Origin of the sequence: Bacillus sp. 179-C3.3 HS (genome assembly GCF_047229225.1) — a bacterium.
Classification (GTDB): Bacteria; Bacillota; Bacilli; order Bacillales; family Bacillaceae; genus Bacillus.
This window is the reverse complement of sequence record NZ_JBFEFT010000005.1, coordinates 38381-62011: the sequence shown is the minus strand read 5'-3', so window position 1 is coordinate 62011 and position 23631 is coordinate 38381. Positions and strand designations below refer to the sequence as shown.

The window sequence follows — 23631 nt, the reverse complement described above, 5'->3', positions numbered from 1 at the left end:
TTATTGAATATGGTAATATATAGATAGAAAAAGGGAGGTTTTACGTATGTCTAATGGAGAGAAAATGGCATTTAACATGGGAGATTTTCTATTTCAAGTGTTCTCTCTTCTTTTCATTGCTGCGATCATGACTATGATTGTCATCACGTTTCGAATGATTAGAAGAAAACGACTAGAATTGAAGAAAGTGGAGGAAAGATTGAACAAAGTAATTGAAAAAGACGATGTAAAAGAATAAAAAATCCGGAAATTAACCGGATTTTTTTGTTTTCATGACGATCCCCTGACGCTGCTGCATCAAAAAGACAAAGACACCTAAAAGGACAAGAAGTCCGCCGAACATTTGAAACAGAGTGACTTTCTCTCCAAGTAGCCATACAGCCAGGATCGTTGCCCCGACAGGTTCGCCAAGAATACTCATGGAAATGGTTGTGGCATTCACATAAGTTAACAGCCAATTGTTAATGACATGAGACATCGTAGGAATAATGGCGAGCAATAAAAAGATTCCCCATTCTTTACCCGGATAGCCTATAAACGGTGTTTGCTGAAGCAGGTTGAATAAAATTAAAAAAAGGCCGGCAAAACCAAACACACAAAAACTATAAATCCAATGAGATATTTTTCTTACGGCTTGTTGTCCGATTAATAAATAACAAACAACCGCGATCACACTTAAAAAGGATAAAATGTCTCCAACAATTGCTTGCTGGCTATGCCCGATATCTCCCCAGCCAATCATCAGGGCACCAACAATCGCCGCACACATCGTCAAGATCGCAGACATCGTTGTTCGTTCTCGGAAAAGAAGGAAACCGCCTATTAAGGACACCATCGGTTGTAGAGCGATGATGATTGTAGAGCTGGCCACTGTGGTCAGCTTCAGTGAGCCAAACCACAACACAAAATGGAGCCCTAAAAAGAAACCTGATATACATAAGAAAAACCAGTCTCTCCTCTTCATCGAGAGAAATTCTTTCTTACGCGGCAAAATAAACGGAAGCATCAAAACTGCCGCAAACATCATTCGGTACATACTTAAAATAGCAGCAGGCGCACTCGACCATTTGACAATAATGGCAGAAAACGAAATCGCAATGATTGAAATGACAAGTGGTAGTGCAATTGATTTCTTTTGTGCAGTTGTCTTTATTTCCATCAGCAGCTTCCTTTACATCAGCAATTATATGTCGTCATCTTACTATGTCCATTGAACTAGAGGCAAGAAGTATGTTTCATCATTGTGTAGAGATACACAGTAGCATTCATCAATGACGTTGATTGATTTTCTTTATGTTCTCAATTCGTTTTTCGAAAGAGGGATGACTTTCCCGCCATTCAGATTTTCTTTCATCACCATCTTCTTCTTCAATCAAGTTGCTTAATTTAATCAAAGTATTGAGATACAGTGTTTTATTCTCAAGATGGGAAACCGCAAAGTTGTCCGCCTGAATCTCAAATAACCGGCTGATTTTCTTTGGTAGCCATTCCGTCATAAAGATCATGATGATGATTCCTATTGGGAAAATGAGAATGTACTGCCACCATCCATTGGCTAGCATAATCTGTCTGGCATAATACATACTTATTCCCATGAGTAACGTGACAATCAAAGTGAGGAAAATGGTAAAATGCGTGTGCTTTAACTTCGCGTGTCCCATCTCATGAAATAGGATCGCACGAATTTCCTCTAAATCAAACTCATCTAATAACCCTTCGGTCACATAGACATGGACCGTTCTTGAAAATGGAACTTGAAAAGAATAGATCCAAGCATTTACCTCGTGTTGCGAGCCTTTCTTTTTCCATATTTTCACCTTTTGATTTGTCTTTTCCTCAATCTCTTTGCTGATTTTCATGAATTCGTCCGTATGTAAAACTTCATATTGATTCAGCACTTTTTGAATGAATGAGTACCCAACAATAAATAAGATGACTAGTGCGAAATACCAAGCACAAAACAGAAAAAGGTTATCCATGATCTTCGCTTGAAACGACAATGGAAGTAATAAATAAGAGCCGAAATAAAACAAGGATAATGTGACGCCGCCAAACAAAACAACCTGTTCCCTATGACTCATCAAAAATGAATCTTCTAATGTGCCCTCATGTTCTTCTACATCTTCAGGCGAATCTTTTGTCGTAAACTCAAATGAATAAGCTGTCAATAAGACTGACAGGAAACTGGGCACAAGAATAGAGAGAATGATGCTTATAACATAAGATCCTGTGATGGATAGCACATATCCCATTAAGAAATGATAATTTAATCCCAAGGGAAGAAAAATGGCAAGAATAAAAGGAATAAATAATGTAAATAGGTTTTTCATAGATTCATGAAGGTTAAAAAACAAACATAACAGAGCGGGTAAAAGGATTCCTATTAACGTAATGAATGTAATCAATGTGGGACTATGCTTAAAAACTGTTTCGATCTTAGTCGTTTCAGTTAAATTCGTTAGATGGTATTTAGTAAAAAAGGGATCATGCGACACCTTTTCTATGTTGATCGCCTCATGAATCGGTTCAAAACCTCTCCTTAAAAAAACCACTGCCTCATCTTCCATTATTTTGCCTGCTTCAATCGTGCTGGTCCCATTCGTTGATGGAATCTCTGTGAAATGTATTTGCTTTCCACCTAATTGAAAGGCCGGTTCCGAAAGATCTTTGAAGGAACCATCTTGATAGGTTAATAAATAATCACCCTGAAAAAGAGAATGAGAGATGAATACTTTTGGATTGTTTTCTTTGTTTGAATCTAGTAGAACAAACGGTGAAAATACTGCTGAACGGATGCCTATTTCAATCAAAATGAATATGATTGTCATGAGGCTAGCAATAAGATAAGAAAGTGAGGCTTTTCGTAACAATTCATCACATCCTGCTATAAATATACTTTGGTCATAGTTTTAAAATTGTTTTGAATGATTAAGATGATGGTCATCCGTTTGCTAAAATCACTTGATTAAAATTCTATCACCTTCATACATATTTATGTACTGCCAACTGATAAACAAATCTATTTTTATCAAAAAACTGATGTACAGTGTGCGGACTGTGTTAACCAAAAAAACCGCTCGCAAGCGGTCTTTTCTTTAGGCATTCTTTTCTTTTTTAGCGGGGGCTTTTCTTTTCTTAGGCGCTGCTTTTTTCGTTTTTGCCGGTTTAGATCGGTCAATTGAAGCCTGAAGTGCGGCCATCAGATCGGTTACATTTGCAGCTGGAGCTTTTTTTGTTTCTGGCTGAACTGTATGTTCGCCAGAGATTTTATCCCCAATGACATTCATCAGTTGCTCTCTATATTCATCTTTATATGCAGCTGGATCGAATGTGGTGGTTAATTGCTCGATTAATAAAAGTGCTGTATCTAGCTCTTTTTTCACAACGTTCTCTTCTTGTGGAATGTTCGGTACATCTGAGACGTGTCTAATCTCGTCTGGGAAATGGATGGTTTCCATTAGCAAGATGTGTTCATAGCATCTAACAATGGCCAATTGCTCTTTTGAGCGAATCATGATCTTGGCAACGCCAATTTTCCCCGATTCTTGTAATGCTTTTCGAAGTAATGAATATGCCTTGGCACCGCCTGTATCTGGCGATAAAAAATAACTTTTTTCATAATAAATGGGGTCAATTTCCTCAATTTTGACGAAATCAATGATTTCAACAGCCTTTTCTTCATTTTCTTTCTTCAGCTTTTCTAACTCTTCTTCATCCAATTCAATAAATTTATTTTTGGCATACTCATACGCTTTGACAATTTGATCTTGGCCTACCTCTTCCCCGCAATGGGCACAAACCTTTTGATAGTTAATGGGCGTATGACACTCTTTGTGAAGCTGTCTTAGTTTAATGTCTTTGTTTTCTGTTGCAGTAAACAGCTTGACTGGGATATTGACTAAACCAAAGCTAATGCCGCCCTTCCATACTGTATGCATCGTGACGCCTCCGTTCTTTTCTCCTTACTATGTAATGTTTTCACAAGAGTTATGTATGTTTATGAAAATTTCAACTCAATCTAAGATGACATGATGTAAGGATGTGACGAATAATGAAGCCCATGCGATTAACTTATAGCGACGAGATGCCAATAGGACGTGACTGGTTATATGAATTAAAATATGATGGTTTTCGCACCATTCTCATGTGGGAGAAAGACGAGATTCGCCTAGAAAGTAGAGCGGGAAAACGACTCAATGAACAATTTCCCGAAATCATTGATCAGTGTCATCAGTTAAAAGAACAGCTAGCTTCTTTTTTACCCATGACACTAGATGGAGAATTGGTTTATTTACTAAGTGAGCATGAGAGTGATTTTGCAAAGGTTCAACAAAGAGGACGATTAAAAAACAAAGAAACAATCGCTTTACAGTCTCAGCGGTTTCCATGTCACTTCATCGTATTTGATCTATTGAAGTGTAACGGAAACGTCATCAATCACTTGCCCCTTACTGAGAGAAAAGAAAAGCTTCTACAACTTTTCCATGAAGCAAATCTGCCTCCTTACGTTCAACTAGATCACCCATCTCACATTCAAGTCATCCAAACACATCGTCATCCAGATGACATAAGAGAGTTAATGCAAACGTATTTAACGGAAGGCATTGTGGCAAAAAAGACAGGCAGCAAATGGCTTGACAATACACGATCTAAAGAATGGCTTAAAATGAAAAATTGGCGTTTTGCTTCCGTTATTGTGACTCAATTTAATCATGATAATGGCTACTTTCAAGGCTGTATTTATCATGAAGATGAACTGTTAGAAGTAGTGCAATTTAAACATGGCTTTTCCAAAGAAGAAGAACAAACACTTCGGTCTTTATTTCAAACAGAAGGACATCCTGTAGGGGCAACATATTATGAAATCCCGCCTTCTATATGTGTCAAAATCGCGTGTATTTCTTTTGATGGATCGACACTAAGGGAGCCCCGTTTTTCGTCGTTTTTATTGGATACCGATCCCTCAGTGTGTACATGGGGAAATATGCTGAAGCAGCTCTATCCACTCCCACCTAAAATAGACGTGACTCATCCCGAGAAACCCATCGTGCCTGCGCTTCACCTCAATAAAGCGGATTACTTACTTTATTTAAGACAAGTGGCACCTTTCCTCTTACCATTTTTACGAGAAAGGCGGCTTACCTTAATTCGTTTCCCACATGGTGCAGGAGGAGAATCTTTTTATCAAAAATCTACACCCGATTATGCACCTGACTTTGTCGTGACAGATTACGCTCATGACATTCGTTATACCGTCTGTCATGATCCGAACACGTTAATGTGGCTAGGTAACCAGCTAGCCATGGAGTTTCATATCCCATTTGAAACAAGAGATACTGATTGTCCAACAGAAATTGTCTTTGATTTAGACCCGCCAACGGTCGATGATTTTCACCTAGCTGTTGACGCAGCACGACGCATTAAAGCTCTTCTAGACGGTTTGCATCTTACAGCGTTTATTAAGACCAGTGGCGGAAAAGGGTTGCAACTTTACATCCCTTTAAAGAAAGATGCATTCACCTACAGCGATACTAGACGGTTTACAGCGTTTATATGTGAGTTTTTATGCGAACAAGCGCCTGACCTTTTTACATTAGAGCGTCTAAAGAAAAACCGGGGCAATCGCCTGTATTTAGATTACCTTCAGCACGACGCTGGAAAAACAATCATTGCGCCTTATTCCCCTAGGGGTAATGTGCAGGGTCTTGTTGCCACACCGCTTGAATGGGAAGAGCTGGATCATAAAGATCTTCACCCATCCATGTTTACGATGCCAGCTGTCATCAAGCGATTAAACGAAAAAGGTGATCCGTTTCGCCGGATGAGACATCTTGTAAACGATGATCATTTGAGACAAGTTTTACATCAGCTTCAAGATATGTTGCCAATCCATAAGTAGATGGACATCCCTGGTCAATGAGCGTTACACTGATCATTAGAGAGAAAGAAAGGAATGACCATTTTGACCGCACATTCATTTCGAAACATCGCACTACTCTTTCTATGTCTATCTGCCGGTATTGTCGATGTGATCGGTTATTTGAGCTTAGGCCATGTTTTCACAGCCAATATGACTGGTAATATTGTGCTGCTTGGGATGGCAGCAGGCAGTTCGTTGCAACTAACCGCTTTTCATTCATTCACAGCACTAAGTGGGTTTGTCTTCGGAGTGATTCTTGCTACGATCATTGGCGGAAAACACAAAAAAGCTTTCTGGCCGAAAGCAGTCACACGCATTTTCATCATGGAAGTATTGGTTTTGCTCGTCTTCGCTTTGATGACGCTTTTGATCAATATAAAGGGGTCCTACCTCATGTACATCATCCTCTTAAGTATGGCCATGGGTATGCAGACGACTGCTGCGCGTAAATTAGATGTCGCTGGCATTTCAACAACCGTGTTAACAAACACACTGGCACATCTGTTTGAGGACTTAGCCCAGCGCTTGTCAAACCGTGAACATAGAAGAGCACCTGTGGAAAAAGTCAATTGGCTGAGACTAGGATCGATCCTCTTTTACTGTCTAGGTGCTGCTGTCACTGCATTCATAGATGAAGTTGATCCATTTCTAATCATTTGGCTACCCATTTGCGCCCTTGTCATCATGATCATCACTGCGACATTTAAATACGCAAGCCAATGAGAAATAGCCTAGTGACAATTACTATTTCTCTGGCTGCATTTGCGTCTAAACAAAACTCATCTGACATAAACACCTTGGGGTTGACCCATGATGTAGGTTGATCCATACGGAGATCCAGAGAATGTACCAAATCCACCATACCCAGGGTATCCCCCTAAGCCAGAAAACACACCCGGACTCACATAATACCCACCAAAGCCAATATGAGAGCCTACTGGTCCAATTTGGGCTCCTCCTCCATGAAAGCCCACTGTCCCAATGTGTGGACCCCCTCCATGAAAGCCACCAAATGTCCGTAAATACATACAATCACCTCTTTTCACTTCCCTTATTTCAGCATATGCATGACGAAAGGAGCGGTGTTTTTTCTTTTCCATTATCATCTGTGTACTTTAGACCAATTTGCTTTAAATTGAATGAAAAGTCCTGCAAAAAATTAAATTAAGCAAAGAAAGATGACCTTTTTAACTTGTTACATCACCCTCACTTTCATTAGAATAATGGGGCAGTAACAAATTTGCACAACCCCCTTTGTTGCGAATTCTTCTTCTTATTAAACGTATTTGAAGCGTTTAATAAGAAGAGCCTTACATGCATAAAAAAACCCTCGCTGACTATGTCAACAAGGGTGCTGATGGATGGGTGATTATCCACCAATAATTTTTTCTGCTACTTCAAATGAACCAACCACATTGTCAGTTAGAACAGCTGCTGCAATGGCTAAACCCACAACAACGAATAGTTTTAATCCTGTCTTCATCTTAAATCAACCCCATTCTTTTCATATGTAAATCTGCTTCTACACTTTTATTTAAGTAATGAACAGATTGCTTATAAAGTTCTCGCGCTTCACAATACTTCGCTGCAAAATGTGAAAGCTCTTTGACTTCATGATATTCATTCTTCTTTTCTAATTTTCTCAACTTCTCATCAATTTGCTGAAATCTTTGTGGTGTGTTTGCTAAGTACAGATCATGTACAATGCCGATTTTCAGCCGGAATACTTCATGCGCCGCTTCCTGCATTCGGACGTATGCCGCCTCTATATAGTGACTTGCACGTTGCGTTTCTCCTATGACACAAAGTTCTCGACTGATCAAGTACGTAGAATGGAAAAAGAAATCTGATTCATAGTATTCTTGATGGGACAAAGCCTTTTCAAGATGGTGTATTGCATCTTTCGGCTTATTCCAAAATGAATATAAAATGGCTACATTGTGATGGTGCTGTGCGAGCATAAAGTCATCTTGTTCAGCTATAAGGACTGCTTCCGCAAGGCGATAATTCTCAAGTGCTTCTTCATATCGGCCAATCTCTGTTAAATTAGCTGCAATGAGAGAATAGGAAAGAGCTGTTCTTCTTTCATAATGCTTATGCCGCTTATACACATGTAGCGCCCGGCGGATATAACTCAATGAGAGTATCATGTGACTGAGGCGATAATAAAGCCAAGCAAGCTTATAATCAAAATCAGCACGCTCAATCTCATGAGGTATTTTATCTAAGAGCTTTTCCGCACTTCGATACATCTGCAAGGCAACCTCATAATTTCCTTGATGCTGCTCATAGACACCCTCATAAAAATCAAAATAGAAAGCAAGTCGATGAGACAACTCATCAACACTTTTTCTATTAACACTTTCTATGCTAGATGACGAAACAGCCCCCTTATGCCCTCTCACATTATACATGAGAATGTGATGCCTTTTCTCAAGAAGAGAATAATACATGAGGATATCAGGATCTTCAATCGTTTCAACTGCTTGTTTTGCCTCTGCAAATAATCGCTCTGCCTCATCTGCACGATCTTTTTTGATTTCCATGTTCCAATCATTTAATAGTGATGCTAATTCCGCAAGTGGAACTTTGCTCATTCTACACCCCCAACCACCTTTAGCTACACCGCAAATTGACTATAAATGGATTTCGTCATAGCATTTGCTAAATTCTCCATTTGATTTCATTTTAATATGAATCATTTGATTCTTCAATAACCTTTTCCATTGTAAATATGTATCTTTTTACTGGGTATTGATTTGTTTCTTAACAGTTGAACACGCGTTTATAAATGAAAAAAGCCCTCCGATAGAGCTTTCTTCATTTATTCCACACGTATGATGGTTAATGCCGCTCCTACTGATCCTCCGCCAAGTAAAGCAACTGTTGCGACCAATCCAAATATTTGTAGAGAAATCTGATTACCTGCTGCCAGTGTGGTAATAAGAGATACATTGTAGGTAGATGCTGATAAAGCAGGTGATAAAATAGATCCGGCAATAGTAGACCCGCTGTTCATAATTCTTGTTCCAGCAAGCAATGCTGCGGTTGTATTCACTTGATACGTAATAAAATATCGACCGGAGACAGGTACAGTAAAAACCGTATTTCCACTACTTGCTGTAAATCCATCTAAACTCTGATGATTTGGTAAGGAAACAGGCGTCCCACCTAATACTGCTAGCACTGTACTCCCAGACGTATTAGACGCATACATTGAATTTGCTGTTATACTTGTACCAGTTGGACCTGTGATTCCGGTTGGGCCTGTTGATCCCGTTGGACCCGTTACTCCAGTTGGACCCGTTATTCCCGTTGGACCGGTTAATCCGGTAGAACCTGTTGATCCGGTTGAGCCCGTTACTCCAGTTGAACCCGTCGATCCCGTTGGACCCGTTATTCCCGTTGGACCCGTTGATCCGGTTGAGCCCGTTATTCCCGTTGAACCGGTTAATCCGGTAGAACCTGTTATTCCCGTTGGACCCGTTACTCCAGTTGAACCTGTTGATCCGGTTGGACCCGTTATTCCCGTTGGACCCGTTACTCCAGTTGAACCTGTTGATCCGGTTGGACCCGTCATTCCCATTGGACCCGTTACTCCAGTTGAACCTGTTGATCCGGTTGGACCCGTTATTCCCATTGGACCCGTTACTCCGGTTGGACCCGTTACTCCGGTTGAGCCCGTTATTCCCGTTGGACCCGTTACTCCGGTTGGGCCTGTTACTCCAGTTAGACCAGTGATTCCGATTGGACCTGTTGATCCAGTTGGACCTGTTGATCCAGTTGGGCCCGTTGCACCAGTTGGGCCCGTTATCCCTCCACACATGTTAAGTTGGGCGCACATGTCTCTCACTACTTTCAGTTCGTGGAATCATCAAGACATACACACTAATATTGATAATTTAAAGAGAAAGAAACAACAACATTCCCCGATGAAGTTCCGCCAGTACCCGTAATGCCTATCGAGTTAATGTCATTGAGGGTAATAGACCGACTCTCCCCTGGAGGCACTGTAAAATCTGGTACAGCTACTCCGTTCACTTCAAGTGAGACAGTAGGAGCCACTGCCACAATTCCATTGTTTTCTACCATAATCGTTCCATTTATGACAAATGATGTACCATCTGTCCATACTACAACTGCATCCGTTGTAGCTGCTAAATCGACTGTAAAACATACAGCATCATTTACGAAGCCTGTTTGCTCATTACTGCATCCGCCTAAAATAGCCATTTTAACCCTCCTTCAACCTATTCTTGATAGACTATGATCTAGTGATCTACTCAGTTTGTGCGATTATCCCATTTTTACAGCTTTATTTTTCTCCTTTTCACTACATGTAATTGAATCTCTAAAATCGCCTCCACATGTTCTAAAGACTTTTCCTTTGAAATCAACATGATATTTTCCAATGTGATCGATCGACTTTCTCCTTTTTTAACACTTAAAAAATGACATCCCTTTTTCGTTTGAATGCTTATCGTAATGGGTACATCTTGATTCCCTTGATGACATAAAACAATTGTTGCTGTATTGGGGCATGTAGTTCCATTACGCCATACGTCAATTGAATGAGACGTTGTTGATAAACAAAAATGGAGACGATGGGTTTGTATATTCTTGAGGATGAGGGCATCATATACTGGTAGCCCTACCTGAGTTATCCCGCATATACAAGAGAGATCCACAAGAATTCTTGAACTAGATCGATACAATACTTTTCGAGAGCACGTCGCTCTTGTACAACATGGTACAAGAAGCTCTAACCACACACAATGATGCTCTTCATTGATGGAAACCAATGAAAAATAACACGTTTTAAAGGCGTTTCTTTCATAGAACACCCAGGAGCAAAAAGGTTCCCCATCTTCCATGATGAGCAAAAAAGGAGAACGAATGGAACGCTTATATGCAAATCTAACGTCTTTTGAATGATGGATCATCTCTTTTAATTTACTCATCAACCGGTTTGTCACTTACAATCAACCCAATTCAGTGCTGTATACAAATCGATATGGTGCTATATCGTATGTAACTATGATTGTTTTGTGCGATTTCCCTATTAATAAAGGGACCGTTGAATCTAATTATGGGCTAAGCTTCCCATTTCACATCTGACTCTATATAATGTAATAAAGGTCTTACTTGCCTCAGTAGCTTTAGAAGGGAAGAGCGCCGTAAAACATTGTAGCAAACGGGTCGCAAGGCAAGGGTTTCAGAAGCACCGAAAAGCAAAAAGCTGAGACAGGTGAAATTCCTGTCGGTGAAATTCCGTAGGGAAGCGTGTTGCCCCTAGCCTATGCTTACGAAAGGAGTGCGGGTTCGAATCCCGCCTGAGGCTTTTAATATTGAAATGATGGAGGTTAAATCATGCATGTATTTGATGAATATATAAAAGGTATTGGGAATCCAACTTTACAAGAACGTACGAAAGAAATATTACAATGGATTGAGGATACGTTTCCTCAATTAGAGACGAGAATTGCGTGGAACCAGCCCATGTTCACAGACCACGGCACCTTTATTATTGGATTTAGCGTAGCAAAACATCACATCTCTGTCGCACCAGAAGCAAAAGGAATTAATCATTTCTCAACTGACATTGTACAAGCTGGTTATGACCACGGAAAAAACATGTTTCGGATGAAAGAAAGTTTAACGATCGATTATCCGTTACTGAAAAAGATCATCGAATTTAATATTGAAGATAAAGCCGATTGTTTAACATTTTGGCGGAAATAAAAATCACCCCGATCTGATCGGTTGAACAGTTGAACAGTTGAACAGATTTTTAGCTAAGAACATTTTGATTTAGTTTTAAGTTCTTGCTTTTAATAACTAATTGTATACTTATACCAAGTATCAGGGCAAAACATACTAACCTCATTAAAGACTGTAATAAAGCCCAGACACTCCACTTCGATTTTCGCACAACTGTTGTCTCCAAATTTACACACAACGCTTTAACTCTGTGTGAGTTGGATAAAATAATGTTAAGTTTCAATAATCAATCAAATTGACGAAAAGAAAACAACATGGATGTATGTCTTTTTTTATTAGGTCCATTCGTAACATAAAAGGAATTAGATATAAGAATTCTTAGTGTGGAACATGAGAAAAACACACCTTCCTTTAATCGGCTTTTCTCTATTTATAAGTTGAGGAAATAGGAAGTCGGAAAAAATAAAGCTGTCGGAAAAATCCCGACAGCTTTATTTTTTAATTTTTTTAAATTTTTGGATGAATTGATGCGCTCCATTTAAAAAAACAAGAAAACGTTTGTTTTTAGTTTCTATGACGATTCTATCTGGTTGAGCATAGGGCATCCCAATTTTATAATCAATATTATCAGCTACACCATACTTGTCGGACTCTTTAATACTTATTATTTGATCAATAGGAATCTCTATTTTGGACAAACCAAAGTTCAAGACTAAATATTTTTTATTAAAACGATATCGTGTATTTAGAAAAATATAAAAAACAAACACAAGTGCTAATAAAATGATTATCATAAATACATATTCCATATAATCATCTCTCCCTATATGTTTTATATTATTTTACCATATTACCCAACTATTTGAAATAAAAAAACTATAAGAATTGAGATGAGATGAGATGGTCCAATATATGTTCCAACTTCGACACGTTCTTAACTCATTGGAGAAGGGGAGCTTCTTTAAAGTTAAATAAAGTACCAGGTAGTACTCTTTCATAATTTGCAGCTATACAATTGGCTGTCCTCTCACAAACTGCGTTTTTCTTGAATTCGAGAAACTACTCTTTTCCACTCAAACGATGAGAAAAAATCATCAAAATTTCAACGATGACATTTATTTGTTCCTTGTTCAAATTATGATCCAAAGCAAACATGACAAATGGGTGTTCGTCTCCATCAATCGATTCCTTGTTTTTAGCACTTCCCAAAAATACCATTCACTGATTTGACAACTTCTTTCTTTTTCAAATTCCCCAAATTGTTTCAAGGTGTATCTAATTAGATGACAAACCGAGAGATTAACAATGACTAATTAGTCACTAGTGCTGCCTATTTTTGTCGAAAGGGTAGTAAGAAGAAGGTACCTTATTGTAAAATGACCTTTGCACCTAATCATTATGAGGATCTATTATGAAAATTTTCACTTGTTCCAGAATGGAATGGAATACAATCATTTCATATTTCTTTTATTTTTTAAAAGGAGGTAAATAAATGTCATCATACTGGCTGCTGACGATTACCCTTACACTTGTTATACTGGTTGTTTCTTTAATTTTCAAAAGAAAGAATGCACCTTTGCAGTATGGAATACCAGCTATTTTCATTCTCATTAGTATGATCTTATTGTTAATAAGTTTTTTTGTAGGACGATGGGAAGGTTTAGCAATGGGTGCAATCAGTGTTTCTTTACTTATTGCATCAGTGATCACTTTAGTTATTAATCGCACCTTCAGTTATTTTAGTGGTAAATAACACAGAGCAACTTCTGAATTAATAGCCTCTAAAAAAAGCGACGACCAACCAAGGCACTTATTGTGCTCAACGGTCAGTGACCGCAGGTTTTTCCTACTGGACAAAAATATTCCGTTTGTTTTGCTTATCTCTATCATACGATGACCCACACAGAAAAAAGACCCCCTTTTTCTCGGGTTAAGTCCAATAACACCAAAAACCTTGAAAGGCATTAAGCCATTCAAGGTCCTTTTGCATAATATCATTAAAAACGACCTAATTATTAAAACCCTGATGGACGTAAAGCATTTTCTGTACCAGTCGGATATCCGCTGTTTACATCTTCCCTACTTTAATGACATCAATTTCTACACCATTTAAACATGCTCTATGCCAAGTCGCTCTATCTCTTAACCTTGATGAGATAGCCAGATTTCTTTCAGCTCATTTATAATTTGTTCATTTTAATCACATAGATGTTTAGCCCGAATCCTTATTCTGCTTAAATTATAAGATAATAAACGGAATAAAGATTTTACCCTATACCTTGTATAGAGAATTGGCCAAATGAATATAATAATATATTTAATCAGTGTGTGCGATAGCCTTGACTTCAATCAATTGCTCTGGGAAAGCCAGATCTGTCACACCAATGAGACTGCCAGCTGGTCTGTGTTGAACTAAGTATTCCTTGAATAGATCTATAACCGTTTCAGAGTGTTCTTGTGGATTTGTTAGAAAAATTTCCACATATGCAATGTTGGATTTTGTGACTCCCAATCCCACCAATACCCGATCAAGGTTCTCAAATGTTTGTAGAGTCTGAGCTTCAATATTCTCCTTACCAACGAACATACCATTTTTATCGTATGAAAATTGACCTGAAATGTAGATTGTTCCATTAACGCTATATCCTTGTGTTATACCGTGATCCCATAGATTGTGATTGTAGGTTTTAATAGTAGTCATTGTTTTCTCTCCTTTATTTCAAAGTAAAGTAAGTATAAAATGAATATAAAGAAATAAACAGTACGCACTATTTAGATAGTTACTATCAGAAAGGATAGTGTCAATATGAGTATGGACGATTATAGAAATAAGGGTAATATCCAAGAGACACCTTTTGGATATACATTATCAGTTATAGGAGGAAAATGGAAAATGCTCATTCTGTATCTCCTTTCGGAATATCAACCTGTCCGCTTTAATGATATGAAAAGGAGACTTGAACCTATTACCTTTAAAACATTGAGTGCACAACTTAAAGATTTAGAGGCAGATGGGATGGTAATACGAAAGGAATATCCACAAGTCCCCCCAAAAGTGGAATACAGTCTTACATATAAGGCAGAAACACTTTTACCAATTTTAGAACAGTTATGTGATTGGGGAGAGAAAAATCGCAGTAATTAAACTCTTTTTGTATAGATAATTCAAAGGATTGCCTATGAAGAGAATAAAAGTAGCCTTTGATAAAGCAATGGAGCGTATAGGGAACTTCTAATCAAATGAAAACGATCGTAATGATTAGTCCTCATCCGTTTCCATAAAAAAACAGACCGTGCTGGGTCTGTTTAATTTCCCCCATTAGGTTTTAAATATTGAATTCGGATCGATCATCGTTGTGTTTCGATCAGATTTTTGAGGAAATACAGTGGTATTTCGATCAGTTGATTCTTGTAAGTAATTAAAAGAACCCAGACAAGTAGCACCTACCAATAAAAAGCGGCACTAATCAATATCTTCATTTTAATATTCATATAAACACTCCCCTTTTTGGATTTCGGTATGAGTTTCTATGGCGGTTGCTTTAATGTCTCTTTAGAAACAGAATCCCTGATCTTCATTTCACTCGCTCCTTGCGAATAAGCACCACATTACGTTATTCGCTTAAATAGATTTTTCAATGATGACCACACTCCGAGAGGATTCCGAGTACAGTCAATCATCAAATTGAAAAACTGTCCTCGATACGGCTGCCGCAGACTAGCTGCTATCCAGGCTCAGAATGTCCCTCTCGTATGGCCACATTCCTCAACACCTTTGTTCCGTATCCAGATACGCCATTGATACGGGAAAGGCGCGTCTCCCAATAAAAAAAGCGGACACCAATCAAGGCACTTAAAGTGCTCAATGATCAGCGTCCGCAGGTTCTTCCTTCTGGACAAAATATTCACGCTCGTTTTGCTTGTTTCTATCTTACGATGATCCACTTAGGAAAAAAGGTCCCCTTTTTCTCGGCTTTTTCTCGGCTTAAAGCCAAATAAACACAAAAAAACCTTGAAAGCCGGTGGCCAATCAAGGTTTAAACCATTTTCTAGATAATATTTATTACTTCATCTACAGATTCACTAAACATATCAGGGTCTTCATTCTTTATTGCAATTAATAGATCTTTAATATTATCTACGATGGATGGATCCTGTTTTGATAGTACATTGCGATAAACTAATCTCACTTCAGGATGGTTAAGAATCCTGTAATGTAGAATTTCAACCCATTCTGCAGCCTGGTTAAGAATCTGGGGAATCGCCTTAGCAATGTAAGTGAGCCCTTCTTCTGCATTATTTTTATATAACCTTTCTATTCCATGAACTAAACCAAACATAACTTCAAATTGTTCAGTATCGTCATCAAAAACCAAACATAAATCCGGGATAACCGAAACACTTCCATAATCAAGTACTTTTGCCAAAGACTCTTCAAACTCTTGTATTTTATTTCCGTTTTCTAAAAGTCGATTATCGTATAAGTTTTTTAACTCTTTCTTAAGATCCAAAGGAATTCAACCCTTCCATATTTACTTATTGAACAAATTAGGATACTGTTCTCTATTTTTATTCATTACGGTTATTAAACCTTGTCTTATCTCAGAATTGTATAAACCATCTTTTATATATATTTTCCGGGCATCCCAGATATCATGAGCTAATGCATCGCGATAATTAAGTTCTAGATAATCCTTCAATTTTTGCCCCGATAAACCATATGTATATGTCTCACGGTGTCTACCACCAGTACCAGGATGTGGTTGTTCCATATTCATACTAATACCATTGTTCCTTTTTATACCCGACTGTTTCATTTTTGCATCGGCCGGCATGTGATGAGGAGTAATATTATCAAAAGCGGTTCCTTGCTTAATCAGTTCTTTATACGTTCCAACTTTCCCTTCGTTAGGAAGCAGAGTTTTCCCAGTATCCTTTACTCCCATCTTACCATGAAACCCTTTCGCCCCAATAGGCAAGAGCATTCCAAGCGCCGCATCCATACTCGCTTGCTGCTGTTCTTTCGAGATCTTATTCCCAAACATATCTCGCCCCGTAATCGCTTCACTAAAGCCATTAGCTGCAGTGATGCCGTATAATCCTTTTTGTGCTGTTTTTAGTGCGTCAAAGGATTTCTGCGAGGTCTTGTAAATGTCGACTGCCTTTAATGCGGTTGACGTGGCTTGAGTGGTTTTGTATACAGCTTTTCCACCTTTGACAATGCGCCCCGCCCAGCCGACAACTGGGATGTAACCAGCTGCTGCCATGCCACCTGCGGCGACTCGTTGGCCTGAAGTGAGCTGTTCACCTGTGATCGGATCAATGCCTGTTGCGGCTCGTTTTGCGTCGTTTACGCCTGTTAGTTCATTCAAGATCATTCCGCCATAATCAAGTGCTTTTTCATGCCAAGGTCGGTTCTCGAGAGCTTCTTGCTCTTTCGCGATCCTACGGGCTTCTTCTTGTTCTTTTTTAATTTTGAGATATTCAGCTGTTTGCTTTTCAATATCGTCTTTTATTTTGTAGATTTCACTATTTTGATACACTTTCTTGTCAAAATTCATAGGTGAAATGCTTTTTCCATCATTTGTGGCATTCATCATTTCTGCGTACAATGCTTTTGTAGCTTGCTGCTCTGTCTCTGACAAAGCATATTCATCTTTTAAATTTTGATCAAGTTCAATTAAATCTTTAACAGTCTTTTTCCGCTCTTCTTCAGCATCTGCGATCTTTTCATCGAAGTTTTTGCTATCAAACACCTTCAAAGAAATGAGGTCATCGATATCTTCAAAAATGGTTTTGAGCGCCTTTTTTTGATCCTTCACAATGCTTTTTGCATTTTTAATCCCCATATGTACTGCATCGTCCAAAAAGTGTTCTTCTACAAAGGTATCGCCGCCAAAATTCGTATCATCAAGTGTACCAGAAACACCTTCATGAAAGGCTTTTTGCTTATCAATGAAGCTGATAAACATGTCTACATTTCCAGCAAGCTCTTTATAGAAGCTTTTAATGTTATCGGCACCTTTTCCTTTAAAATCATCACCGAGTTTGGCCACACCATTTAAGGCTTTTTTCAATTCTACCATTTGCTCACGGAGTTCCTGATAGTGTTTAGCTCTTGAATCCATGGCGCTTGTTAGTGATTTCGCTTCAAGTATCTTAGCCAGAAAAAGTCACTCCCTTCAGTATTACTCATAAGGTCTATTTTACCAACGCAAAACTTACTATTGAATAGGAGTAAAGATACAAAAACAGCACTCATATAATTCCAAGTGCTATCGAAAGGTTAAATGTCGCTTGCTTTTTCAATTTGTAATACCGATCTTTTTTCAACCCCAGTTCTTCGCACACCTCTAAATCTTTCACCACACACTTGATGTAAGATATTTCGTTCGGATGATGTCTTGCTCATTTTCATCAAGGCTGTTTTCTAGTGCTCTTTCTATCTATCGGACCTTCAGTTCATTTAAATCTTCCTGGTTCCCGAGGGTCGGAAAAAGGCCTGTTGCGCCGTATGCTTCCTGCTCTTTTCTGTTTTCCTCTTTAACCTTCAAGGCCATATAGACCTTCAGTTCCTTTATCAAAGTATTTCGGACTAGTTTCTCAGCGATCCTTGGCAGTAAACACAATTGTTCTACTATCAACTTTCACACCTCTTAATAACTATAAGATTTAGAAATTTGAAAACAAATGGAAATAACGCTATTCTTATTCAATGATATCAAACACTGAAGGCGGCATCTCCGCAGTTGCGATACCCACTATGGAATTGATTATTTTACTGTTCACATTACTTATTATGAATTTCATGAATGGGGCTGATAAAATGGAAAATCATTTTTATTCTTTTGTAGAGAAATTCACTACACTGTTCGCTTTCCTTAAAACATCTATCAAAGTAGGTGTCGCCTTGAGCGTATGATTACTTTGACTCATCTCCTCTTTATACCTCTACAACTACTATTCTAAGAAACATCTCTTTTATTTAAATTTAAATGACCTGTTGTAATTTAAATTTATGAATTGACCATCACGTGTTGTGATCTCAGTTTTGCCGTACATTGGCGTTTCGGCCAACACTACATTATTGGAATGGCCATACAACACAATGACCTTCACTTCTCTTTTGGTCATAAAACTATCGATGGAGATATTTGAGTCCGTAAGTTTGTAAGGATTATTCATGCACAAGCGCCCATGTTATAATGATTTGTGCAGATTCAATAGAATCAGGGTCTTGTGCTTCGTTCTTTTTATTTTCCCCGAAGAGCTTGCAAATTCAAATCATCCTAAGTGATCGTTTCATTCAAGTTTTCGGCCCGGTATAATGGATTCAATAAATAAATATGAAGAGTATATCTCCAAATTAATGGAGTGATTTTTTTATCACTTTTTTATGGGTGAATCGTGGGTGTTACCTGCTTCATTCTAAAATACAAGGAACACCCACAAAAACAAAAAACCCCTGAAGCTAATAGCTCCAAGGGGTCTTCCTATTAATACTGAGACAAATACTGATCGCGTTCCCACGGGTGAACTTGTGACCTGAACATATCCCATTCAATTTCTTTTGATTCAATAAAATGATCGAATAAGTGATCGCCTAGCGCATTGGTCATGACTTCATTCGATTTGAGTAGCTCAAGGGCTTCTGCAAGTGTTGCTGGAAGATCAGCAATCCCATTTGCTAGACGCTCTTCTTTGTCCATAACATAAATGTTGCGGTCAATTGGTTCCGGTGCTTCTAGTTTATTTTTAATTCCGTCTAGACCTGCTGCAAGTAATACACTTAGCGCAAGGTACGGGTTAGCAGACGGGTCTACGCTTCGCACTTCTACACGTGTGCTGATGCCGCGTGATGCCGGGATACGGATGAGCGGACTGCGGTTTTGTGCACTCCATGCAACATAACATGGTGCTTCGTAACCCGGTACAAGACGTTTATATGAGTTGACTGTAGGGTTTGTGACAGCTGTGAAGCTTGTTGCATGTTTGACGATTCCAGCGATGAAGTGTTTGGCAGTTTCGCTTAATTGTAAGTCTGCCTTTTCATCAAAGAATGCGTTTTTACCATCTTTAAATAATGATAGGTTACAGTGCATTCCCGAACCGTTTACACCGAACAATGGTTTTGGCATAAATGTTGCATGAAGGCCGTGCTTTCTTGCAATTGTTTTTACAACAAGCTTGAAGGTTTGAATGTCATCACAAGAGCGGATCGCGCCTGCATATTTGAAGTCAATCTCATGTTGTCCAGGTGCGACTTCGTGGTGAGATGCTTCAATTTCAAAGCCCATTTCTTCAAGTTCAAGCACAATGTCACGACGACAGTTTTCGCCTAGATCTGTTGGGGCAAGGTCAAAATATCCACCTTTGTCATTGAGTTCAAGTGTTGGCTCGCCTTTTTCATCTAATTTAAATAAGAAGAATTCTGGCTCTGGTCCAAGGTTGAAATCGCTGAAGCCCATCTCTTCCATTTCCTTCAAGACGCGTTTCAAGTTGTTACGCGGATCTCCGTCAAATGGTGTCCCATCTGGCTTATAGATGTCACAAATAAAGCGTGCTACTTTCCCTTTTTCTGCTGTCCAAGGGAAAATCACAAATGTATTTAGATCAGGATACAGGTACATATCTGATTCTTCGATACGCACAAACCCTTCAATGGATGAACCATCAAACATACATTTGTTATCAAGTGCTTTTCCTAATTGACTGACAGGGATTTCCACATTTTTAATCGTTCCGAGAATGTCTGTAAATTGCAAGCGGATATACTTCACGTTTTCCTCATTTACTAATTTTACGATGTCTTCTCTTGTATACTTTGCCATTTCGTAAAACTCCTCCCCTATAAAAGGTAAATTGTTTATAGCAATGGGTTTGCACATGAGTTAGCGGAAAAACCTCGACATATCCCCTTGTCTAAAGGTCGTTCCTTGTTGGAAACGTCCTGCCTGAATGAGTTCTTTTTTCAGAAGCTTCCTCAGTTCATCATTTGTTAAATCATTCTTTGGTTTGGTTTTTTCTTCAGTTTTGGTGTCAGACGCTGACTTCTCTGCTTCAGCTTTGGCAAAAAGTTTTTTAATTCCTGCCATGTTTACACCTTGTTCAATTAGGTTTTTAATTTCTAATAGTTTATCAACATCATGGAAAGAAAATAATCGGCGATTACCATCACTTCTAGCTGGAAATACTAAACCGTTCTCCTCATAATAGCGTATTTGTCTTGCGGATAATTCTGTTAGCTGCATGACAATCCCAATAGGGAATAAAGGCATTGAGCGGCGAATGTTATCACTCATCTCAACTGTCTCCTCCTCTTTGCTTAAATCATTATATGTCATGTCACATCACATGTCAACGTTATGTCAGAAGATGTGACATGGTTTTTTTATCGAGTTGGCACTTCCATATAACCTTGTGTGAGCAAGGCATCTACAGCGCTGCAAATGGCATTTTTCACATGGGCATAGGTCAGTCCACCTTGAACATACGCCGTATAAGGTGGTCGAATCGGACCATCGGCCGATAGTTCAATGCTAGCGCCTTGTACAAAAGTACCCGCAGCCATAATGACATCATCTTCATAGCCTGGCATGTAACTGGCATGCGGTGTGACATAACTGTTGATAGGAGAGGCATATTGAATCGCCTGGCAAAAAGCGATCATTTTTTGAGGATCTCCAAATTCTACAGATTGGATTAAGTCTGTTCTTTTGGCATTCCATGCAGGATTCGTTTGGAACCCTAGCTTCTCAAGAAAGCGTGCCGTAAACACTGCACCTTTTAAGCTCTGTGCCACAACATGTGATGCTAAGAAGAACCCTTGATACATTTCTTGAAGTGTATAGAGTGATGCCCCTGCTTCACTTCCAATGCCTGGTGATGTCATTCGATAAGAGCAAGCTTCTACCCATTTTTCTTTTCCAACGATATAACCACCCGTTTTAGCAAGTCCGCCGCCTGGGTTTTTAATGAGTGAGCCGGCCATTAGATCTGCTCCAACATGACATGGTTCTTGTAACTCAGTAAATTCACCATAACAGTTATCAACAAACACAATGATGTCTTCATTGATTTCTTTCACAAATGAAATCATTTGCCCTATTTCTTCTATTGTAAAAGAAGGTCTTGTGGCGTATCCTTTTGAACGCTGAATCCCGATGACTTTCGTTTTCGAGGAAATGGACTCTTTTACTTGATCAAAATCAACTGTTCCATCTTCTCGCAAATCAATCGCCTTGTAATCAATGTGGAAATCTTTTAAAGAGCCTGTCCCTTCTTTCCCGCGGATACCGACAATTTCTTCTAAAGTATCATATGGTTTTCCTGTTATATAGATCAATTCATCTCCAGGTCTAAGTACGCCAAATAACGCAATGGAGATTGCATGTGTTCCTGAAATGATCTGCGGGCGAACAAGACCGCTTTCTCCCCCAAAAACGTCAGCATAAATGTTCTCTAACGTATCTCTTCCTACATCATCATACCCATATCCAGTGGTTGGATTAAAATGATAGTCACTCACCTTATGCTTTCGGAAGCTCTCAAGAACTCTCCATTCATTTTGCTCACTTTTTTGATCAATTTGTTGATGGATTTGAGAAATCTCTCGTTCTGTTTCTGCTGCTACTTTTTCTAGTATATTGCCATGTTTTAATGTGTGAAACATCGTTATTCTATTCCTTTCTTACAACATATACTTTTTCAATTGACCTAAAATAGTCTGTTCTTCACTCAAAAATCCAGTGATATCGTATAATTCTGCTTCTTTTTGAAATGTTACGGATTCCACCAGTGTCTCTGATTTTAAGGCTGATATGAGCTTCCCTTCATAGGCGGGAATTTGTACGTGATATGGCTGTAAAAAGTTGTTTTTCAACTCTGCCATGATGTCAGCTTTTAAGCGTTTCACATCTTCATCACGTCTTGCACTGATTAAAATATGACGCTCTGTAGATGATGGAATAAAATCAGGTCTGATTTGATCTTCTTTATTATAGACAGTCAGCATCGGAATACGATCTGCTTCTAGTTCTTCTAACAGATTATGAACCGTCCGTTCGTGACCTTCATAATCTTCATTGGAAGAATCAATGACATGAAGCAAATAATCTGCTTCTTTCACTTCCTCAAGTGTTGAGCGGAATGCCGCAATGAGTGTTGTTGGTAGATCTTGAATAAAACCAACTGTATCTGAAATGAGTACACTATAACCAGAGGTTAATGTCATTTTACGTGTCATTGGATCAAGAGTCGCAAAAAGCAAATCTTCTTCATGGCTATCTGCATCTGTTAACTGATTAAACAGCGTGGACTTCCCGGCATTTGTATACCCGACAATCGCTATTTGGAACACACCGTTTTTCTTCCGTCGCTCTCTGTACCTTGTTCGGTGTTCTTTCACTGTAGAAAGCTGCCCATGAATTTCGTGAATTCGGCTACGAATATGACGTCTGTCAGTCTCAAGCTTCGTTTCACCTGGACCTCTTGCGCCAATTCCGCCACCTTGTCTTGATAGGCTAATCCCTTGTCCGCTTAATCTTGGCAATGTATATTGAAGCTGCGCCAGCTCGATTTGCAGCTTTCCTTCTCTTGTCCGTGCTCTTTTGGCAAAGATGTCTAAAATAAGTTGTGTTCGGTCAATAATTTTCACATCTAGTGCTGTCGCCAAAGCCTTTAATTGGCTCGGTGACAGCTCGTCGTTAAATATGATGACATCGCATGTTAATTCCGCACAAAGTGCTTCAAGCTCTTCTACTTTCCCTTTTCCGATATAGGTCGCACTGTCTTGTCTATTTCTTTTCTGCGTCATCGTACTGACGACTTGCCCGCCAGCTGTTTTGGTTAAAGAAGCCAATTCTTCCATTGAGTATTGAAACCGTTCATCCGTGACATGTGGCAATTGACAGCCGACAAGTATCGCTTTTTCAATCATATCTTGTTCATTCAACGTCGGTTGTTTCCTTTCTTTACTTAAGTTTTCAGTA

General features: G+C 38.9%; 23 protein-coding genes and 1 pseudogene. 6 read left to right on the top strand and 18 right to left on the bottom strand.

Annotated features, from left to right (window positions below; genetic code table 11):
• Positions 1 to 46 precede the first annotated feature (46 nt).
• Complete coding sequence (locus tag AB1K80_RS05185; RefSeq protein ID WP_412855557.1) at positions 47 to 238, top strand: hypothetical protein; 192 nt, start codon at positions 47 to 49, stop codon at positions 236 to 238.
• Positions 239 to 250: 12 nt separating this feature from the next.
• Here AB1K80_RS05185 and AB1K80_RS05180 read toward each other — a convergent pair whose 3' ends face one another.
• The 3 genes from AB1K80_RS05180 to AB1K80_RS05170 form a co-directional block, all read right to left on the bottom strand.
• Positions 251 to 1159, bottom strand: a complete 909-nt coding sequence (locus tag AB1K80_RS05180) for a DMT family transporter (protein ID WP_412855556.1) — start codon at positions 1157 to 1159, stop codon at positions 251 to 253.
• 109 nt (positions 1160 to 1268) lie between these two features.
• Positions 1269 to 2870: a M48 family metalloprotease gene (locus AB1K80_RS05175; protein WP_412855555.1), complete on the bottom strand. Its 1602-nt coding sequence runs from the start codon at positions 2868 to 2870 to the stop codon at positions 1269 to 1271.
• 225 nt (positions 2871 to 3095) lie between these two features.
• The gene (locus AB1K80_RS05170) at positions 3096 to 3938 is read right to left on the bottom strand and encodes a Ku protein (RefSeq protein ID WP_412855554.1); all 843 of its coding nucleotides are present in this window, start codon (positions 3936 to 3938) and stop codon (positions 3096 to 3098) included.
• 113 nt (positions 3939 to 4051) lie between these two features.
• Here AB1K80_RS05170 and AB1K80_RS05165 point away from each other — a divergent pair, with 113 nt between their 5' ends.
• On the top strand, positions 4052 to 5899 hold the full coding sequence (locus AB1K80_RS05165; RefSeq protein ID WP_412855553.1) for a DNA ligase D: 1848 nt from the start codon (positions 4052 to 4054) through the stop codon (positions 5897 to 5899).
• A 54-nt stretch (positions 5900 to 5953) separates the two neighbouring features.
• On the top strand, positions 5954 to 6643 hold the full coding sequence (locus tag AB1K80_RS05160) for a YoaK family protein (RefSeq protein WP_412855552.1): 690 nt from the start codon (positions 5954 to 5956) through the stop codon (positions 6641 to 6643).
• A gap of 56 nt (positions 6644 to 6699) precedes the next feature.
• Here AB1K80_RS05160 and AB1K80_RS05155 read toward each other — a convergent pair whose 3' ends face one another.
• The 5 genes from AB1K80_RS05155 to AB1K80_RS05135 all read right to left on the bottom strand — a co-directional run bounded on the left by AB1K80_RS05155 (position 6700) and on the right by AB1K80_RS05135 (position 10863).
• Positions 6700 to 6948, bottom strand: coding sequence for a hypothetical protein (locus tag AB1K80_RS05155; RefSeq protein ID WP_412855551.1), 249 nt, complete (start codon positions 6946 to 6948; stop codon positions 6700 to 6702).
• A 456-nt stretch (positions 6949 to 7404) separates the two neighbouring features.
• Positions 7405 to 8517, bottom strand: coding sequence for a tetratricopeptide repeat protein (locus AB1K80_RS05150; RefSeq protein WP_412855550.1), 1113 nt, complete (start codon positions 8515 to 8517; stop codon positions 7405 to 7407).
• 227 nt (positions 8518 to 8744) lie between these two features.
• The gene (locus AB1K80_RS05145) at positions 8745 to 9764 is read right to left on the bottom strand and encodes a BclA C-terminal domain-containing protein (protein WP_412855549.1); all 1020 of its coding nucleotides are present in this window, start codon (positions 9762 to 9764) and stop codon (positions 8745 to 8747) included.
• A gap of 44 nt (positions 9765 to 9808) precedes the next feature.
• Complete coding sequence (locus tag AB1K80_RS05140; RefSeq protein ID WP_412855548.1) at positions 9809 to 10153, bottom strand: DUF3992 domain-containing protein; 345 nt, start codon at positions 10151 to 10153, stop codon at positions 9809 to 9811.
• Between the two features lie 74 nt (positions 10154 to 10227).
• Positions 10228 to 10863 carry a CotZ-related putative spore coat protein gene (locus AB1K80_RS05135; protein ID WP_412855655.1) on the bottom strand — a complete coding sequence of 212 codons (636 nt, stop codon included), beginning with the start codon at positions 10861 to 10863 and terminating at the stop codon, positions 10228 to 10230.
• A gap of 427 nt (positions 10864 to 11290) precedes the next feature.
• On the opposite strand from AB1K80_RS05135, the gene AB1K80_RS05130 reads away from it, so the two are divergent.
• Entirely contained in the window at positions 11291 to 11662 is a 372-nt protein-coding gene (locus AB1K80_RS05130) for an iron chaperone (RefSeq protein ID WP_412855547.1), read from the top strand.
• Positions 11663 to 12132: 470 nt separating this feature from the next.
• Here the strand turns inward: AB1K80_RS05130 and AB1K80_RS05125 are convergent, their stop codons facing one another.
• On the bottom strand, positions 12133 to 12450 hold the full coding sequence (locus AB1K80_RS05125; RefSeq protein ID WP_412855546.1) for a hypothetical protein: 318 nt from the start codon (positions 12448 to 12450) through the stop codon (positions 12133 to 12135).
• A 683-nt stretch (positions 12451 to 13133) separates the two neighbouring features.
• On the opposite strand from AB1K80_RS05125, the gene AB1K80_RS05120 reads away from it, so the two are divergent.
• Positions 13134 to 13394, top strand: a complete 261-nt coding sequence (locus AB1K80_RS05120; protein ID WP_412855545.1) for a YesK family protein — start codon at positions 13134 to 13136, stop codon at positions 13392 to 13394.
• Between the two features lie 564 nt (positions 13395 to 13958).
• On the opposite strand, the gene AB1K80_RS05115 is transcribed toward AB1K80_RS05120, so the two are convergent.
• Positions 13959 to 14342, bottom strand: coding sequence for a RidA family protein (locus AB1K80_RS05115; protein ID WP_412855544.1), 384 nt, complete (start codon positions 14340 to 14342; stop codon positions 13959 to 13961).
• A gap of 105 nt (positions 14343 to 14447) precedes the next feature.
• Between AB1K80_RS05115 and AB1K80_RS05110 the strand changes: the two genes are divergently transcribed.
• A complete protein-coding gene (locus AB1K80_RS05110; RefSeq protein WP_412855543.1) occupies positions 14448 to 14786 on the top strand; it encodes a winged helix-turn-helix transcriptional regulator in 339 nt (112 codons plus the stop codon).
• Positions 14787 to 15690: 904 nt separating this feature from the next.
• Here AB1K80_RS05110 and AB1K80_RS05105 read toward each other — a convergent pair.
• The 8 genes and pseudogenes from AB1K80_RS05105 to hflX form a co-directional block, all read right to left on the bottom strand.
• A complete protein-coding gene (locus AB1K80_RS05105) occupies positions 15691 to 16152 on the bottom strand; it encodes an Imm30 family immunity protein (protein ID WP_412855542.1) in 462 nt (153 codons plus the stop codon).
• Positions 16153 to 16173: 21 nt separating this feature from the next.
• Positions 16174 to 17769: a ribonuclease YeeF family protein gene (locus tag AB1K80_RS05100; RefSeq protein ID WP_412855541.1), complete on the bottom strand. Its 1596-nt coding sequence runs from the start codon at positions 17767 to 17769 to the stop codon at positions 16174 to 16176.
• Positions 17770 to 17899: 130 nt separating this feature from the next.
• Positions 17900 to 18285, bottom strand: a pseudogene (locus tag AB1K80_RS05095) (ArpU family phage packaging/lysis transcriptional regulator).
• A 337-nt stretch (positions 18286 to 18622) separates the two neighbouring features.
• Complete coding sequence (locus AB1K80_RS05090) at positions 18623 to 18826, bottom strand: XtrA/YqaO family protein (protein ID WP_412855540.1); 204 nt, start codon at positions 18824 to 18826, stop codon at positions 18623 to 18625.
• A 311-nt stretch (positions 18827 to 19137) separates the two neighbouring features.
• Entirely contained in the window at positions 19138 to 20472 is a 1335-nt protein-coding gene (glnA, locus tag AB1K80_RS05085) for a type I glutamate--ammonia ligase (protein ID WP_412855539.1), read from the bottom strand.
• A 60-nt stretch (positions 20473 to 20532) separates the two neighbouring features.
• Positions 20533 to 20943: a MerR family transcriptional regulator gene (locus tag AB1K80_RS05080; RefSeq protein WP_412855538.1), complete on the bottom strand. Its 411-nt coding sequence runs from the start codon at positions 20941 to 20943 to the stop codon at positions 20533 to 20535.
• A gap of 89 nt (positions 20944 to 21032) precedes the next feature.
• Positions 21033 to 22313, bottom strand: a complete 1281-nt coding sequence (locus tag AB1K80_RS05075; protein WP_412855537.1) for an aminotransferase class I/II-fold pyridoxal phosphate-dependent enzyme — start codon at positions 22311 to 22313, stop codon at positions 21033 to 21035.
• A gap of 18 nt (positions 22314 to 22331) precedes the next feature.
• On the bottom strand, positions 22332 to 23594 hold the full coding sequence (gene hflX, locus AB1K80_RS05070) for a GTPase HflX (RefSeq protein WP_412855536.1): 1263 nt from the start codon (positions 23592 to 23594) through the stop codon (positions 22332 to 22334).
• Positions 23595 to 23631: the final 37 nt, after the last annotated feature.